This is a genomic window from Grimontia kaedaensis (genome assembly GCF_023746615.1).
Lineage (GTDB): Bacteria > Pseudomonadota > Gammaproteobacteria > Enterobacterales > Vibrionaceae > Enterovibrio > Enterovibrio kaedaensis.
Genome location: NZ_CP082275.1, coordinates 411,960 through 428,156, shown reverse-complemented (window position 1 = coordinate 428,156; position 16,197 = coordinate 411,960). Strand labels below are relative to the sequence as shown.

At 49.2% G+C, this 16,197-nt stretch carries 11 protein-coding genes; 4 read left to right on the top strand and 7 right to left on the bottom strand.

Annotated elements, in window-relative coordinates:
* Window positions 1–37: 37 nt before the first annotated feature.
* The 4 genes from K6Q96_RS02095 to K6Q96_RS02080 all read right to left on the bottom strand — a co-directional run bounded on the left by K6Q96_RS02095 (window position 38) and on the right by K6Q96_RS02080 (window position 3,464).
* Window positions 38–1,054: a Fe(3+) ABC transporter substrate-binding protein gene (locus K6Q96_RS02095; RefSeq protein ID WP_251877432.1), complete on the bottom strand. Its 1,017-nt coding sequence runs from the start codon at window positions 1,052–1,054 to the stop codon at window positions 38–40.
* A gap of 162 nt (window positions 1,055–1,216) precedes the next feature.
* Window positions 1,217–2,446 carry an ammonium transporter gene (locus tag K6Q96_RS02090; protein WP_002537422.1) on the bottom strand — a complete coding sequence of 410 codons (1,230 nt, stop codon included), beginning with the start codon at window positions 2,444–2,446 and terminating at the stop codon, window positions 1,217–1,219.
* Window positions 2,447–2,466: 20 nt separating this feature from the next.
* Window positions 2,467–2,805: a P-II family nitrogen regulator gene (gene glnK, locus K6Q96_RS02085; RefSeq protein ID WP_002537421.1), complete on the bottom strand. Its 339-nt coding sequence runs from the start codon at window positions 2,803–2,805 to the stop codon at window positions 2,467–2,469.
* Window positions 2,806–3,086: 281 nt separating this feature from the next.
* Window positions 3,087–3,464, bottom strand: coding sequence for a YacL family protein (locus K6Q96_RS02080; RefSeq protein WP_251877430.1), 378 nt, complete (start codon window positions 3,462–3,464; stop codon window positions 3,087–3,089).
* Window positions 3,465–3,624: 160 nt separating this feature from the next.
* Between K6Q96_RS02080 and K6Q96_RS02075 the strand changes: the two genes are divergently transcribed.
* From K6Q96_RS02075 to K6Q96_RS02065, 3 genes are all read left to right on the top strand, one after another.
* Entirely contained in the window at window positions 3,625–4,755 is a 1,131-nt protein-coding gene (locus tag K6Q96_RS02075; protein WP_251877428.1) for a sugar diacid recognition domain-containing protein, read from the top strand.
* Window positions 4,756–4,869: 114 nt separating this feature from the next.
* Window positions 4,870–6,228: a GntP family permease gene (locus K6Q96_RS02070; RefSeq protein ID WP_251877426.1), complete on the top strand. Its 1,359-nt coding sequence runs from the start codon at window positions 4,870–4,872 to the stop codon at window positions 6,226–6,228.
* A gap of 21 nt (window positions 6,229–6,249) precedes the next feature.
* Window positions 6,250–7,389: a glycerate kinase gene (locus tag K6Q96_RS02065; protein WP_251877424.1), complete on the top strand. Its 1,140-nt coding sequence runs from the start codon at window positions 6,250–6,252 to the stop codon at window positions 7,387–7,389.
* A 98-nt stretch (window positions 7,390–7,487) separates the two neighbouring features.
* Here K6Q96_RS02065 and acnB read toward each other — a convergent pair whose 3' ends face one another.
* Both acnB and K6Q96_RS02055 read right to left on the bottom strand, forming a co-directional pair.
* A complete protein-coding gene (gene acnB, locus K6Q96_RS02060; RefSeq protein ID WP_062666050.1) occupies window positions 7,488–10,085 on the bottom strand; it encodes a bifunctional aconitate hydratase 2/2-methylisocitrate dehydratase in 2,598 nt (865 codons plus the stop codon).
* Between the two features lie 227 nt (window positions 10,086–10,312).
* The gene (locus K6Q96_RS02055; protein ID WP_251877422.1) at window positions 10,313–12,583 is read right to left on the bottom strand and encodes a patatin-like phospholipase family protein; all 2,271 of its coding nucleotides are present in this window, start codon (window positions 12,581–12,583) and stop codon (window positions 10,313–10,315) included.
* A 79-nt stretch (window positions 12,584–12,662) separates the two neighbouring features.
* Here K6Q96_RS02055 and K6Q96_RS02050 point away from each other — a divergent pair, with 79 nt between their 5' ends.
* Window positions 12,663–14,576, top strand: coding sequence for a methyl-accepting chemotaxis protein (locus K6Q96_RS02050; protein WP_251877420.1), 1,914 nt, complete (start codon window positions 12,663–12,665; stop codon window positions 14,574–14,576).
* A gap of 56 nt (window positions 14,577–14,632) precedes the next feature.
* On the opposite strand, the gene K6Q96_RS02045 is transcribed toward K6Q96_RS02050, so the two are convergent.
* Entirely contained in the window at window positions 14,633–16,192 is a 1,560-nt protein-coding gene (locus tag K6Q96_RS02045) for a methyl-accepting chemotaxis protein (RefSeq protein WP_251877418.1), read from the bottom strand.
* Between the last annotated feature and the right edge of the window lie 5 nt (window positions 16,193–16,197).

Here is a 16,197-nt window from a genome sequence, read left to right as displayed (position 1 = left end):
GAATGCAGTAAGGGGGAACCAAGCTCCCCATTCACCATTACAGGTCGAATTTCACTTCATCAAGAAGTTTCATCGCTGTTGCGTAGTTATCCGCAATGGTTTCAAGTGGCAGATCGTCTGCGTCGTATTCACCCCAAGAAGCCACCAGCTCAGAGCTTGCAACGCCCGGCTTAACTGGCTCTTCGTAGTTCACTTCCGCGTACATCTTTTGTGCCGCATCTGACGTCAGGTACTCCATCAGTTTTTGCGCGTTTTCTTTGTTTGGCGAGTATTTCGCCAGTGCCATACCGCTGATGTTCACGTGTGTGCCGTCAGCTTTTTGGCCAGGGTAGTTCAGGTATACGCTCTCAGCCCAAGGGATTTGCTTCTCGTCGGCCAGCATTTTACCCAGGTAGTAGCTGTTACCCAGAGACACGTCACACAGACCTTCAGAGATCGCTTTCACTTGTGCACGGTCGTTACCCTGTGGTTTACGAGCCAGATTCGCTTTAACGCCTTCCAGCCATGCTTTTGCTTCTGCTTCGCCATGGTTAGCTATGATAGAGGCAATCAGGGACACATTGTACGGATGCTTACCAGAGCGTGTACAGATCTTTCCTTTGAATTCAGGCTTCGCCAGATCCATGTAATCAAAGTCCGCACCCAGTTGACCTACACGGTCGCGAGAAGAGTAAACCGCGCGAGAACGCGTAGTCAGGGCAAACCAGCGGTCTTCACCATCGCGGTATTGCGCTGGCACGTTTTCATCAATGATGTTGCTATCAACGGGTTGAACCAGATCTTTATTTACCAGCTCCATCAGACGAGAGATATCAACAGTCAGCAGAACGTCAGCCGGGCTATATTCGCCTTCCTGCTCAACTTTCTCAGCCATACCTTTCTTAGCAAACTTCACGTTTACCTTGATACCTGTCTCCTTGGTGAACTGGTCAAGCATTGGCTCAATCAGAAACGGCTGACGGTAAGAGTATACGTTAACTTCTTCTGCAGCTTGCACTGCGCCTGTACCCATAACTCCAAACATCAGCGCTGATGCAGTCAATAGCTTTTTCATATCCTTGATTCCCTAAAGTGCAAATTCAAATGAGAACGTTTATCAATCCGATTAGTATACACGCCAAATATGCGTATGCAATACGTTATGTAACCGATAAATAGCAAAAAGCCCTGCATCCAAAGGAAGCAGGGCTTTGTAAGCACCCAGAAATGTTACATATTATTTCACGCTAACAAACTCTGGGTAAGCATCTACACCACAGTCGTGGAAGTCCATGCCTTCAAGTTCTTCTTCTTCACCTACACGGATACCCATGGTGGCTTTCAGCACTGCCCAAACCGCCAGGCTTGCACCGAATACCCAAGCAAAGATAACTGCTGCACCGAAGATTTGTGCGCCGAAAGTGGCATCAGCGTTGCTGAAAGGTACTGCCAGCAGACCAAACAGACCACAAGTACCGTGTACAGAGATAGCACCTACTGGATCATCAATCTTCAGTTTATCCAGACCAACGATACTGATAACAACCAATGCACCAGACAGACCACCGATAGTCAGTGCCGCAACTGGAGATGGTGACAGTGGGTCAGCAGTAATCGCTACCAGACCAGCCAACGCGCCGTTCAATACCATTGTCAGGTCAGCTTTACCCCAAGTGGCTTTACACACTGCCAGTGCCACAATAGCACCCGCCGCCGCCGCTGCGTTGGTGTTCAGGAAGATTTGACCAACTGCTGTTGCGTTCTCAAAGTCTGATACCATCAGTTGCGAACCGCCGTTGAAGCCGAACCAACCGAACCACAGGATGAAAGTACCCAAGGTTGCCAATGGCAGGTTTGAACCTGGAATTGGGTAGATTTGACCATTCTTGCCGTATTTGCCTTTGCGTGCACCCAGCAGAAGAACACCTGCCAATGCCGCTGCAGCACCCGCCATGTGAACGATGCCTGAACCTGCGAAGTCGCTGAAACCAGCTTCTGACAGGAAGCCACCGCCCCAAGTCCAGTAACCTTCCATTGGGTAGATAAACGCTGTCAGTACAACAGAGAACGCCAGGAAAGCCCAAAGCTTCATACGCTCAGCTACTGCACCAGAAACCACAGACATTGCAGTCGCTACGAAGACAACCTGGAAGAAAAAGTCAGATTCAAGAGAGTGGTCCGCGCCTTCGCTTTGAGTACCAATCAAGGCACCGAACGATGGCAGCCAGCCGCCTTCCGTGTTGTCGACATACATGATGTTGTAACCCACCAGCAGGTAAGTCGTACATGCAATCGCATACAGACAGACGTTCTTGGTGAGAATTTCCGTGGTGTTTTTAGAACGCACCAGACCAGCTTCCAGCATGGCAAAACCTGCCGCCATCCACATTACCAGTGCACCTGAAATCAAAAAGAAAAAGGTATCGAGCGCATAACGCAGCTCTGTCACAGTTGTAGTCAGTTCCATCTTTCTTACTCCCTTAACCCTTAAATCGCTTCTGCGTCCATCTCGCCAGTACGAATACGTACAGCTTGCTGGAGGTCATAAACAAAAATCTTTCCGTCGCCAATTTTGCCGGTCTGCGCCGCTTTGCTGATAGCTTCAATAATTTCGTCGACGTTCTCGCTGTGTGCTGCAATTTCCAGCTTCACTTTAGGCAGAAAATCTACCTGGTACTCCGCACCGCGATACAATTCGGTATGGCCTTTCTGACGACCAAAACCTTTTACTTCTGACACTGTCATACCATCCACGCCGACTTCAGCCAGTGCTTCGCGCACATCGTCGAGCTTGAAGGGTTTGATAATTGCGTTGATCAATTTCATTACCGTCTCCTTGAACCAGAAAATATTTGTGTTCTGGTCAACTTATAAACAAATGATGTGCCAGTTTTTTATTTTGTTTAATTTCAATTACTTATATTGGATGTGCGATATATGTGAAATTATATGCACCATATCGGTGCACGAAATTCACCGTGATCAGGCATGAAGTCAAAATAGGGATAGCAACGCACCAAAAAGTTGCGTCAGGAAAGTTAGACAAAGGAAGGATAAAAGATTGGACTAACGGTCATCCATTACCGTTATCTTTAAATATCAGTCAATTAGCGACCATAGCGGCGGATAAAGTCTTGCCATGCTTCAAGCACCAAAAGGAGGTCTTCTGGCCCACAAAGTGACACACTTTCCTCTTCATAGGCATGAAGGCCCACATCAGGCATCTCTTCTTCACCGCCTTCAAGCACGATATTGGCCTGCACCAGTGCTTCGTCTTGTGTGAGCTGCAACAGAAAGACTTTGCCTGAGCGCGTCCATTCTCCGCCTTGCTCCATCACCCGTTTCAGGTTTTCAAGAACTTCACCTATGGCATCATGGTTTGCCCCAAGTTCATCAACGAGCCAGCGCCCAAGCGCCTCATGCCCCATTGATAGCTCAGCATGAAAGCTGTCGTCTAAAGTATTGCGTCGAAATTCGTAGTCCACGTGTACCCTCCGATCATTGAGAGGCCATTGTTTCTATTCTCTAATAAGATGCAACGCGTTTTTTCACTTATGAAGTTCACATATTTCACCAACAAAGAAGCCCCGTGCTCATTGCGAAAAGTAATCTATGGGAAATATCAATATCCTTTCATAGCTATCCATGAAGATTACGCCAGACTTAGCCAACGCCATTGTCCAACGCGCGATAAAGATCATAAAAAATGCCCTGAATGTCATGGATGAGCATGGTTACATCATTGCATCTACCGATCACTCTAGGCTTCATCAACGTCACGAAGGCGCCATTCTGGCGTTATCCGAAAAGCGGACTATCGAAATCACTGACGAAATGCAGCACAACATGTGGGGCGTAAAACCCGGTGTTAATCTACCCATATTTTTTAAAGATCTGGCCATCGGCGTGATTGGGATATCGGGAAGGCTGGAGGATATCAGACAGTATGGAGAACTGGTTAGGATGGCGGCTGAAATGACAGTTGAACATGCTCACGAACTGGAATTGCTGAGGTGGAGTGAAACAAGAAAAGAAGAGTTTGTTCAGCAGTGGTTACAATACGAAACCAATGAAGATCATTTGCGCTCGATTGCCGCCAAGCTCAACGTCAAGATGGACACCTCCTACGGTATTACGCTTTTGCAGCATCCGATTGACATTGACCAACGCACTATCACCAAACAACTCTCCCAGATCAATCCACACATTCTCAAGGCCAGCTGCAATAGCATTACTTTGGTCATTCTTGTTCCCCTTCAAGGTAAGAAACAGGAAGCGCTGCACACGCATTGGGAGAAAAGTAAGGAGCGCCTGCTAAAAGAGATGAAAAGCACTGACAAATATCGCTTGGTATTCAGCACTCCAGCTCATTCCATTGGTGAAGTACGCAGCGCTTTTTCCGGATTATGTTCTTTGCTGAACGGCCTGCCGGAAACTGAGCATTTAGCCAATATATCTGATTACCCGCTGGCAGCCCTGCTTAATCCGATTTCCGAAACTTGGCAACTTGAACAAGTCGAAAGTATTCTCCAAGCCATTACCGATAAAAATCCGGTGCTGCTGAGCACACTACAAACTTGGTTTCTCCAGAACAGTGATATAGATAAAGCTGCTTCGTCGCTTTCCATTCACCCCAATACGGTACGGTACCGGCTAAGGCAGGTTGAAGAATGTACCGGTTTTGAACTGACAAATTTTCAGCATAAAGGGCTTATTTATGCTGCTTTGACTATCAGGCCGACTTCACAATGGATTGTTAGTTTAAACAAAAAATAACGAAAAAAAGCCAAGTAATTTGTAAATTAAAACATAGTTTTCATCAATATCAGTCTGGAAAATAAACATGATAACAACATAACAAATGCCATTACCCTACAAGGAGATTCAATCATGGAACTCGTTATCGTGTTATTGGTAGCCATCGCATTTGTGGTGCTATCAACGTCCAAATTTAAAATTCATCCCTTTCTCGCGTTACTTGGCGCCGCCTTTTTAACAGCCCTGCTTTCAGGCTTGCCATTGAGTAGCATCGCTAAAACCATCAGTGGTGGCTTTGGCGGTATTCTGGGATACATCGGTCTAGTGATCATGCTGGGTACCATCATTGGGACCATCCTTGAACGCTCTGGCGCTGCTATCACAATGGCAGATACCATTATCAAACTGCTTGGTGATCGCTTTCCCAGAATGACCATGTCACTGATAGGTTATCTAGTATCCATTCCCGTATTTTGTGATTCAGGGTATGTGATTCTGAACTCACTGAAACGCGCCATGACCAAGCGTATGGGCGTCTCAGCTGTCGGCATGAGTGTTGCGCTGGCAACCGGCCTTTATGCCACACACACTTTTGTTCCACCAACTCCAGGCCCTATTGCCGCAGCCGGTAACCTCGATCTGACAAACAATTTAGGGCTGGTCATTGGTTTAGGTCTGATTGTGGCCGCAGCAACTGCGCTGGCAGGCCTGGCTTGGGCAAATTATGCATCTTCACGCTACGAGTGTGGTGAAGATGACGAAGTAACAGAGAGTTACGAAACACTCAAAGCTCGCTACGGGAAATTACCAACAGCTGCTCAGGCCTTCTCCCCTATATTGATCCCCATAGTCCTGATCTGCCTCGGTTCGATTGCCAATTACCCAAGTGCTCCACTTGGTGACGGCACATTAAAAACCGCACTGGCTTTTCTGGGGTCACCGCTTAATGCACTGGTTATTGGCCTATTCATCGCCCTACCACTGGTGAAAACATCGGAAGATAAACCAACGAAAGGTGAAGCACTGACTGCCCAGGTTTCTGATGCGATTTCTACTGCTGCTCCAATTCTGCTGATCACGGGTGCAGGCGGTGCATTCGGTGCCGTACTTAAAGCAACTGGTGTGGGACCTCAACTGGGCGAGACGCTCTCTACTCTGGGCATCGGTCTGTTTATGCCATTTATCGTGGCCGCTGCTTTGAAAACAGCGCAAGGTTCATCAACTGTTGCTTTGGTCACTACATCTGCACTGGTTGCACCGATGCTAGGTGACCTGGGATTAGCGACCGAAATGGGACGCGTACTGACAGTGCTGGCAATTGGAGCTGGAGCAATGACAGTCTCACACGCCAATGACAGCTTCTTCTGGGTCGTCACCCAGTTCAGCAAAATGTCGGTGAGCACTGCGTACCGCGCGCAAACCATAGCCACCCTGATACAAGGTCTGACGGGTATTGTCACAGTCTATATTCTTAGTTTAATACTTCTGTAATTTGTTTTTTGGAGCCCAAGAATGCATGTCGTCATTGCCCCTGATTCTTATAAAGAAAGCCTGAGTGCCGCAGAAGTCGCTCAGGCCATAGAAAACGGTTTCAAGACCGTTCTTCCTGCTTGGCGTTTCACTAAACTGCCCATGGCAGACGGTGGCGAGGGTACAGTGCAATCACTGGTTGATGCCACAGGCGGCAGTATTATTCATATAGAAGTCACGGGGCCTCTTGGTGCGCCGGTTAAAGGGTTCTTTGGCCTACTGGGTGATGGCGAAACCGCCGTCATCGAGATGGCTGCCGCCTCTGGTCTTCATTTGGTTCCGCCCGCAGAGCGTAACCCTCTGGTGACGACCAGCTTCGGCACCGGCGAACTGATTAAAGCCGCCCTGAACAATGGCGCTAAGCACCTAATCGTAGGTATCGGTGGCAGCTCAACCAATGATGGTGGTGCAGGTATGGCTCAGGCACTTGGCGTTAAACTACTGGATGAAGACGGGCAAGTAATTAGCTTTGGTGGCGGTGCACTAGCAAGGCTTCACACCATTGATTGCAGCGATGTCGACTCACGCCTCAAGAGCGTAAAACTTGAAGTCGCATGTGATGTCGATAACCCACTGTGTGGACAGAAAGGCGCGTCAGCGATTTTCGGCCCTCAAAAAGGGGCTACACCAGAGATGATCAGAACGTTGGATGCCAACCTTGCTCATTATGCTGACATAATGAAATCAGAGCTTGGTAGTGACGTTAAAAATAGCGCGGGTGCCGGTGCGGCAGGTGGTATGGGCGCAGCATTAATGGGCATTTTCAATGCTGACCTGCGTCCGGGTATCGAAATCGTTATGGATGCCGTTAACCTGTCAGAGCAACTGAAAGATGCGGATCTAGTCATCACGGGCGAAGGCCGTATCGACAGCCAAACCATTCACGGCAAAACCCCAATAGGTGTGGCGCGCTGTGCCAAGCAATTTAACCTACCAGTCATAGGCATCGCAGGCGGCATCACTCAAGATAGCGTTGTGGTTTATGACCACGGCATAGATGCACTGTTTAGCGTGGTATCGGGTGCCTGTACGTTGGAAGATGCACTCGCGAATGCGAAAGAGAACGTTGAACTGACCGCCCAGAACATCGCGAGAACATTGAAGCTAGGATCTAGGACCTAGGACCCAGGACCCAGGACCCAGGACCCAGGAAATCAGTATCCCCTATAACGAACAAAGCCTCCCAAATGGGAGGCTCTCTTTTATCAGTTCTTCAAGCATTAAACCGCTGCTTGGATAATCACTTCGTCCGCTTTCTTGGTGTATTGATCCATACGGTGGAAGTTCAGGTAACGGTAGGTATCTGCCGCTGTTGCATCGATTTGCTTCGCGTATTCCAGATACTCTTCAACCGTTGGGATACGACCCAAGATAGCACCAACAGATGCCAGCTCAGCAGACGACAGGTAAACATTCGCACCTGTGCCTAGACGGTTCGGGAAGTTACGGGTAGAGGTAGACAGTACAGTTGCCTTGTCAGCAACACGCGCTTGGTTACCCATACACAGTGAACAGCCCGGAGTTTCGATACGTACGCCAGCGCGGCCATAGATACCGTAGTAGCCTTCTTCAGTCAGCTGATCACGGTCCATCTTAGTCGGTGGAGCAACCCACAGACGGGTCTCCAGCGTGCCACCGAATTTATCCAACAGTTTACCTGCTGCACGGAAGTGGCCGATGTTGGTCATACAAGAACCGATGAATACTTCATCGACCTTGTCACCAGCAACGTCAGACAGCAGACGCGCATCGTCTGGGTCGTTTGGCGCACACAGGATTGGCTCGTTGATCTCAGCCAGATCGATTTCGATCACTTCTGCATATTCGGCATCTGCGTCAGCTTCCATCAGCTCTGGGTTCGCCAGCCATGCTTCCATCGCAGAGATACGACGTTCGATGGTACGACGATCGCCGTAGCCTTCGCTGATCATCCACTTCAGCATCACGATGTTAGAAGACAGGTACTCGGCAACTGACTCTTGAGACAGCTTCACAGTACAGCCCGCAGCAGAACGCTCTGCTGATGCATCAGACAGTTCGAATGCCTGCTCAACCGTCAGGTGCTCAACACCTTCGATTTCAAGAATGCGGCCAGAGAATGCGTTGATCTTACCGGCTTTCTCTACGGTCAGCAGGCCTTGCTTGATGGCGTAGTAAGGGATCGCATGTACAAGGTCACGCAGAGTGATACCTGGCTGCATTTCACCTTTGAAACGAACAAGGATTGATTCTGGCATATCCAGAGGCATCACACCTGTCGCCGCTGCGAATGCAACCAGACCAGAACCTGCTGGGAACGAAATGCCCAGTGGGAAACGGGTGTGTGAGTCACCGCCGGTACCTACAGTATCTGGCAACAACATACGGTTCAGCCATGAGTGGATAACACCATCACCCGGACGCAGGGAAACACCGCCGCGGTTCATGATGAAATCTGGCAGCGTGTGGTGAGTGTTCACATCAACTGGCTTAGGATACGCCGAAGTGTGACAGAAAGACTGCATAGTCAGATCAGCAGAGAAGCCCAGACATGCCAGATCTTTCAGCTCATCACGGGTCATAGGACCGGTGGTGTCCTGAGAACCGACTGTGGTCATCTTAGGCTCACAATAAGTACCTGGGCGGATACCTTCAACGCCACATGCCTTACCAACCATCTTCTGACCAAGGGTAAAGCCTTTGCCAGAGTCAGCCACTGGTTGTGGACGACGGAAAACGTCAGATGGAGCCAGACCCAGTGCTTCACGCGCACGGTCTGTCAGGCCACGGCCAATGATCAGAGGGATACGGCCACCTGCGCGTACTTCATCGTAAAGTACGTCAGTTTTCAGGGAGAAGGTGGACAGCACATCGTCAGAGCCATGGCTGCGAACTTCACCTTTGAACGGGTAGATGTCAATCACATCACCCATATTCAGCTTGGAAACGTCCAGCTCGATTGGCAGTGCACCAGCATCTTCCATGGTGTTGAAGAAGATAGGGGCAATTTTGCCACCCAGACAGAAACCGCCTGCGCGCTTGTTTGGAACGTTTGGAATGTCATCGCCCATGAACCAGAGCACAGAGTTGGTCGCAGACTTACGGGATGAACCCGTACCGACAACGTCACCCACGTAAACCAGTTGGTGACCTTTTTCTTTCAGCGCTTCAATTTGCTTGATTGGACCAACCACGCCCGCTTGGTCAGGGTTGATACCGTCGCGCTCGTTTTTCAGCATCGCCAGGGCGTGCAGTGGAATGTCTGGACGAGACCATGCATCCGGTGCTGGTGAGAGGTCATCAGTGTTTGTTTCACCCGTCACTTTAAATACTGTCAGGGTGACTTTTTCAGGAACATTCGGCTTGGAAAGGAACCACTCAGCTTCCGCCCAAGACTCCATTACCTGCTTCGCAAATGCGTTACCCGCTTTCGCTTTTTCTTCTACGTCGTAGAAAGCATCGAACATCAGCAGAGTGTGAGAGAGCGCTTTAGCCGAAATTGGCGCCAGTGCGTCATCATCCAGCAGAGCGACCAGTGATTCGATGTTGTAGCCGCCTTGCATGGTGCCAAGCAGTTCAACTGCGCGCTCTTTGCTGATCAGTGGAGAGCTGTCTTCGCCCTTCGCGACAGCAGACAAGAAGCAAGCTTTAACATATGCCGCTTCGTCTACGCCTGGTGGAATTCGGTTTTCCAGCAGATCGATAATAGTGCTTTCTTCACCGGCAGGTGGGTTCTTGAGCAGTTCAATTAGGGCTGCGGTTTGCTCCGCATCAAGTGGTTTAGGGACGATGCCCTGAGCAGCACGTTCTTCGACGTGTTTACGATAGGCTTCAAGCACGACGTTTTCCTCATATTGCGGTCCGGCCGTCGCGGCCAGACATCCTTGGAATTAAGCTCGGCTAGCAGGCACCGGATGAAATGTAGGAGGTAGCTATCTTTCTATGGTGCCCTGCATAACGAAGCTGGCATGTTATCACTTTTTAACCAAATTTTAAATTCCGGGCATGGAATGAAACAATTGATTTATCAGTGAGAACGAAGTGGTCACTTAGTTCTCTGCGTCCTTTAGAATTGGGACCCAACTATAAAATAGAACGAATCGAGATCATTTTCTGTACGACCATAGGCGACAATGATTGGCCCCAATGGTGAATCGACCCCAGCAAATATACTGCCTGCGGTGTAAAACGGTATATCTTTTAGTGAAAAGTCTGGGTTGTTCCACACTCCACCGTATTCGAAGGAAGTACCTAAATACACAGGAGATTTAAACAACCCAAAGTCGTTATCCAGCAGACGATAGCGATAAACCAATGCACTGTAAGCGATATTGTTCGCCCAGAGCGAATCTCTTGGGATACCTGACAGGTTCAGAAAGCCACCCAGCTCATGTGGCTCAATCAATACGTTGCCCACTCTGGCATTGATGGTGCCATATTTCGCTTTGCCGTAAAGGGTGTGCTTGCCCCAGTTTTGGGCGTAAATGCCTTCGATATTCAAAACTGCAGCTTCACTGTCCGAGCGTTCATCTTTAGATTTGAGCTTGTCGCGTGCATAACCCAAAGACGCATCAAAATAGGCGCCATAGTTCGGAAAAACACGGTTATCCAAGGTGTCCAGCGTCAATGAGACATAGGGCATAGCACGCTCGTAATCTTGAACAAACAATCCGCCTGCTTGATCCTCTTCTCCGATGAGATGTCGATAACCCAGTTTAAACTCACCCCAGAGCACAGGCTGCCAACCCACACTAACGTCACCCAGAATCTCGCTGTACCGTGTTCCTAGAGTGAAAGTATCATCACCCAGAGTAGGTTCTTCGTTACGGTAATACTCGTCACGCTCTCTCACCTCCAACCCGCCAAGTATTTCAGTGAAGAAGGTCTGCTCAGCAGAAAACGGCAAATACAGCTCGGCTTGGGCTTTCTTATCGGTACCCAATTCAAAGGTAGATCGCAGCTCTGCGCCGTAATCAGACAGACCTGTGGTATTGATGCTGACACCTGCAGAGAAATTGGTGTCTGACTCAAAGTTATCCTCCAGTGCAAAGCGAAAGTCGACAAAGTTCGGCCCCCAACTTTTCTCTGTTACATCCACGACTAACACGTTCTCCTTACCTTTCTGTTCAAGGTGGTAACGAACGGTTTCGAAACGATCCAGCGCATAGAGGTTCTGTACTGACTTCTCGAGATTCTCTGAGTCCATTTTGCCGGTTTGCAGGTCTAGGCGAGCTTTAAGCACTTCGTCAGAGAAGCTGGTGGCGTTATTAATCACGATGCGGTCCACATCCAACGTGTCACCGTAAAGCATCATTCGGCGGCGCTTTTGTTTCTCTTCCACATACTCCTGATATTCACCGGAAGTCATGCTGATCCTTTCCAGAGCATCCCGGTTGACCATGGCAATCTCATAGCCTTTCTGCAGGGCTTCCGGCACACGGTCAAACTCGGTGGTTTCCATGTCACCCACATCTGGGGTCAGCAGGAAATCGTTCTTATCCATGTTTCCGATTTGTTTTTCCGTGCTCTGGCGAACCATAAAGTTGACCAACTGATTCATAACCTGAAGGTAAGAGCCCAGCTCTTCTGCCGAGTAGTAGTCCGTACTAATATCGACAGCAATGACAATATCAGCACCCAAGGCTTTCGCTACATCAACAGGTAAGTTATTGACTGAACCGCCATCGACCAGATAATGCCCATCCAGCTCCACAGGAGGCAATGCCCCCGGCACAGCCATACTTGCAAGCATAGCTTCGGTTAGTTGCCCATCACCGATGACAACGGGAATCAATCGCTCAATGTCTGTTGCAACGGCTCGGTATGGCACCACCATTTGGTCAAACGATGCAAAGGAAGGAAGATTACCCGTCGAGTCTCGAAGAATACGGATCATATTCTGACCCTGAACAACCCCTTGCGGTGTTTTTAGACTTTTAAAATCGAAGCCGAGATTGGTGGAGAGGTTATAACGGTCTTCATGCTCTTTGTCTCGGATACGACGGTCGCCGCGGTAAACTCTGTCCTGATAACCTTCATTCCAGTCAATGGATTCCATCATGGCGCCAATTTCATCAGCACTCATGCCTGTGGCATAAAGTCCACCTACATAGGCACCCATGCTGGTACCAGCAATGTAGTCAACGGGGATGTGCAGTTCTTCCAAAGCCTTGAGCACGCCTACGTGTGCCGCGCCTTTCGCCCCCCCGCCACCCAATACCAAACCAATAGTTGGTCTTTGAGAATTATTTTCCGCAAACGCTAAAGATGCAGACAGCGTGGCCGACAACAGTACCGCTGCAGTAACCAACCTGCCCTTTAGAAGCCTAATCAACATTTTTTGCTGCCTTGCAATTTCAATGTTCCATGAACGCTAATAACGACGCCGAACGCATATCGGCACCACGGAGAAAAGCATGTATTTCACGCGGTTAACTATAAAACAGAAACTCATTTTTGCGATGATCTCAGCGGTTATCGCTTCCACCACCCTTGTCAGTTTCCTGAGTCTTACCAAAGCCCACGGTATGGTAGAGGCGCGCCTGCTCGACAATGAGCTACCATTACTTCTCGCTAATATCCGTGAAGAAGTGGAGCAAAGTGTCACCCAACTGAAAGCCGCCGCAGAACAACTGGCCAGTATGCCAATGATGACAACCGCCGTTCAGGCTAATGGAGATCCACGCGCCAAGTCGGATATCGTTGAGACACTTCAATCCCTTAAACAACAATACCAATTAACAGATGCTTCTGTCGCCAACCGTGCAAACGGTGACTACTGGAACCAGGACGGCTTTCTACGTCAGCTGAAACCTGAGGACAGCTCCTGGTTCTTTAAACTGGTCAGCAGCGGTAAAGCGCGCACCACCAGTGTATACCGGGAAGATAACGGCGACCTGAAGCTGTTTGTAAACTATCAACAGCTTAACGGATCCCTGTTGGCTGGTCTGTCCCGTTCGATGGATAACATGGTCAACTTCATGAGCCAGTTCAAAGTCGAGCAGAGTGGCTTTGTATTTATGGTTTCCCGCGACGGCCGCGTGCAGTTGCACCGCGACAGTGCCCACATGGGCAGCAGTAACATCTCTCAGATGTATCAGGGGAATGTTCGTGACCTGTTAATTCAACGTGACTTTAACCTGATTGCGACATCAACTGGTGAGCGTGATGTTCTTTTGGCGTCCAGCTATATTCCTTCTCTGGATTGGTTTGTAGTAGCCGAAGTGCCGACCGCCGAAGTTTACGATGAACTCACCAGCACGGCGCAGCAGATCATCCTGCTGTCTGTCTTGGTGTGTGCGCTGATAGCCGTTGCTGCGGTGTTTCTCGCATCGACCATCACCCGTCCTATCTCCGATCTGGCGAAAGTTTTCCGTGATATCGGTGAAGGTGAAGGCGACCTACGCCAACGTCTTGAGGTAAAAGGCAACGACGAAATCGGCCAGCTTGCAGAGGGCTTCAATGGTTTCGTCAGCAAAATCCATCAAGTGGTGGGTGATGTTGCAGCCACCAGTCAGTCACTGAACAACTCGGCTTCTGTCGTGGCTGAGCAAGCGCAAATGACCCAGAATCAGAGCCAAAGTCAGCGTGACCGCACCATGTTGGTCGTTACTGCCATCAATGAAATGGGAGCGACCGTAAACGAAATCGCTGCCAATGCTGCCCATGCGGCGGATTCAGCCAATAATGCAGCGAATGAAACGGCGACGGGCCAGAGCGTGGTCATGTCGGCGCAAGACAGTATTCAGCAGCTCGCCACTGACATGGACAACATGGCAGAGGTGATCCGCAAGTTGGCTGGTAATACCCAGCAAATCGGTGGAATCTTGGATGTTATACGTGGCGTTTCAGAACAAACCAATTTACTGGCCTTGAATGCAGCGATTGAAGCGGCACGTGCTGGCGAACAAGGGCGCGGCTTTGCGGTAGTTGCAGATGAAGTGAGAAGCCTTGCCAGCCGAACTGCGGAATCCACCAATGAAATCCAGACCATGATCGATGATCTGCAGAAAGAAGCGCAATCTGCTGTTGAAGCGATGGAGTGCAGTCAACAACTGACTTTCCAGGGCGCGGATGCCTCACAGAATGCCTCTTCAGCACTGATGCATATCAACGAGCAAATCGTACTGATTTCAGATATAAACACTCAAGTCGCAACAGCGACGGAAGAACAGTCGACCGTTGTTGCTGACATCAACCGCAACATCGAAGACATTAACGAAACCACCCAGCAAACTGCGGATACAGCGGGTAATATGGCTCGTGCCAGCGATGAGTTGCGGGAACTTTCGTATACACTCGATGAACTGGTAAAACGCTTCAAACTTTAAGCTTTGACAACAAAATGAAAAAACGCCGCAATTGCGGCGTTTTTGTTCGACAATGTTTAGACTCTGAAAGCACCGACCACGCTGTCAAGTTGTCGGCTTCTTTCCGCCAGATTCAGGCACACACCTTCCACCTGTTCCAAGTTATCGTGCACTTGCTTGCCGTTCTCCACGATACCGTGAATGTTGCGATTAATGTCTTCTGATACGGTCTTTTGCTGAGAAGACGCTGCTGCGACCTGACTGTTCTGGTCATTGATGGTGACAATCATTGTGGATACTGCATCGAGATATTCGGAGGTTTGCTGGATTTGAGTGACAGTCTTCTGGCTCGCTTCGCTACTCTCATCCATTGCTACCACGGCATTCTTAGTACCGGTTTCAAGGCGCTCAATCATTTCGCGGATCTCTTCTGTACTTTGCTGGGTTTTGTTTGCTAATACTCGCACTTCATCGGCAACAACGGCAAAACCTCTACCCTGCTCTCCTGCACGCGCTGCTTCAATCGCCGCATTCAATGCCAGTAAGTTGGTTTGTTCTGCGATGCCACGAATCACGTCGATGATTGACGCAATGCTGTCGACATCGTTATTAAGAGTGCCAATGGTCGATTGTGACTGCTCAATTCGCTCACGAAGCGATGCCATGGCGCTCACAGTGCTCGCCAAACTATCCTGAGCTGCGCCTACTTCCTGAGTCGCAGTATGAGTCGCTTCTGCTGCTTCCGAAGCGTTTTCGCTGATCTGGAAGCTACTCGCACTCATTTCCTGTACCGCAGCAGCGATCATGTCGCTTTCACGTTGCTGGCTTTCTGTTTGCGTCACACTGCTTCGCATCGCCGTTTCAATCTGCTCTGTTTGAGCACGGACATCATGAGAAGCATCAACAACCTGCTCAATACTGGTTTGTATCTTGCTCACAAATTCATTGAATGCGTTGCCAAGTTGTCCAATTTCATCTTGCGATTGCACTGACAGTCGCTGTGTCAGATCGCCATCTCCTGACGCAATATTTCTGAGTGCTGCCAACATTTCATTGATTGGCTGCATCAGCAAACGGGATATAACCATTCCTCCAATCAACGCCAGAATCAGTGCTATTAGTGTACCGCCAACAATCAAACGCTCAGCACTGATCGTAGAAGCAGCAATCTCGCCGGATACACGTTTGCTTGCTGACTCAATCGCTTTTTCAAGGACTTTTATATCATTACGAAGGCTTGCGAAGTCACTAGAAAGCGCTTGGTGATGTTGGGCATAGCGTGCTTTCGCTGTTGAAGGATAACTAATGAGCAACTCCAGCTCACCTAGCCAACGCTCTGTATTCTGCGTTAACCGGTTAAGTACTGCCTGCAAGGAACGATCAACAATGCCTAAATCAATCAAAGACTGGAAAGACTGCATGCGCTTCACTGCTAGCGGGGCATTTTCAAAAAACTCGAACTGTTGCGCTTTAACGGTTTCTGGCGATACACCTCGCGCCAGCAATCCTTCTAAACTCCCCATTGATTGGTAAAGATCTCGATAGGCATCTTCAATGTCAGTGAATGTCGGTTGAAGCTGCTCGTTAAGCTCTTCATTGAGCGTAATTTGTCTTTCAAATGTCTGATAGGACGCCACTAAGA

Excerpts from the sequence above, each read along its gene's own strand:
- K6Q96_RS02075 (WP_251877428.1), top strand. The coding sequence starts at position 3,625 with ATGAAGATTACGCCAGACTTAGCCAACGCCATTGTCCAACGCGCGATA.
- K6Q96_RS02095 (WP_251877432.1), bottom strand. The coding sequence starts at position 1,054 with ATGAAAAAGCTATTGACTGCATCAGCGCTGATGTTTGGAGTTATGGGT.
- K6Q96_RS02090 (WP_002537422.1), bottom strand. The coding sequence starts at position 2,446 with ATGGAACTGACTACAACTGTGACAGAGCTGCGTTATGCGCTCGATACC.
- K6Q96_RS02055 (WP_251877422.1), bottom strand. The coding sequence starts at position 12,583 with ATGTTGATTAGGCTTCTAAAGGGCAGGTTGGTTACTGCAGCGGTACTG.
- K6Q96_RS02050 (WP_251877420.1), top strand. The coding sequence starts at position 12,663 with ATGTATTTCACGCGGTTAACTATAAAACAGAAACTCATTTTTGCGATG.
- K6Q96_RS02070 (WP_251877426.1), top strand. The coding sequence starts at position 4,870 with ATGGAACTCGTTATCGTGTTATTGGTAGCCATCGCATTTGTGGTGCTA.
- K6Q96_RS02065 (WP_251877424.1), top strand. The coding sequence starts at position 6,250 with ATGCATGTCGTCATTGCCCCTGATTCTTATAAAGAAAGCCTGAGTGCC.
- glnK (WP_002537421.1), bottom strand. The coding sequence starts at position 2,805 with ATGAAATTGATCAACGCAATTATCAAACCCTTCAAGCTCGACGATGTG.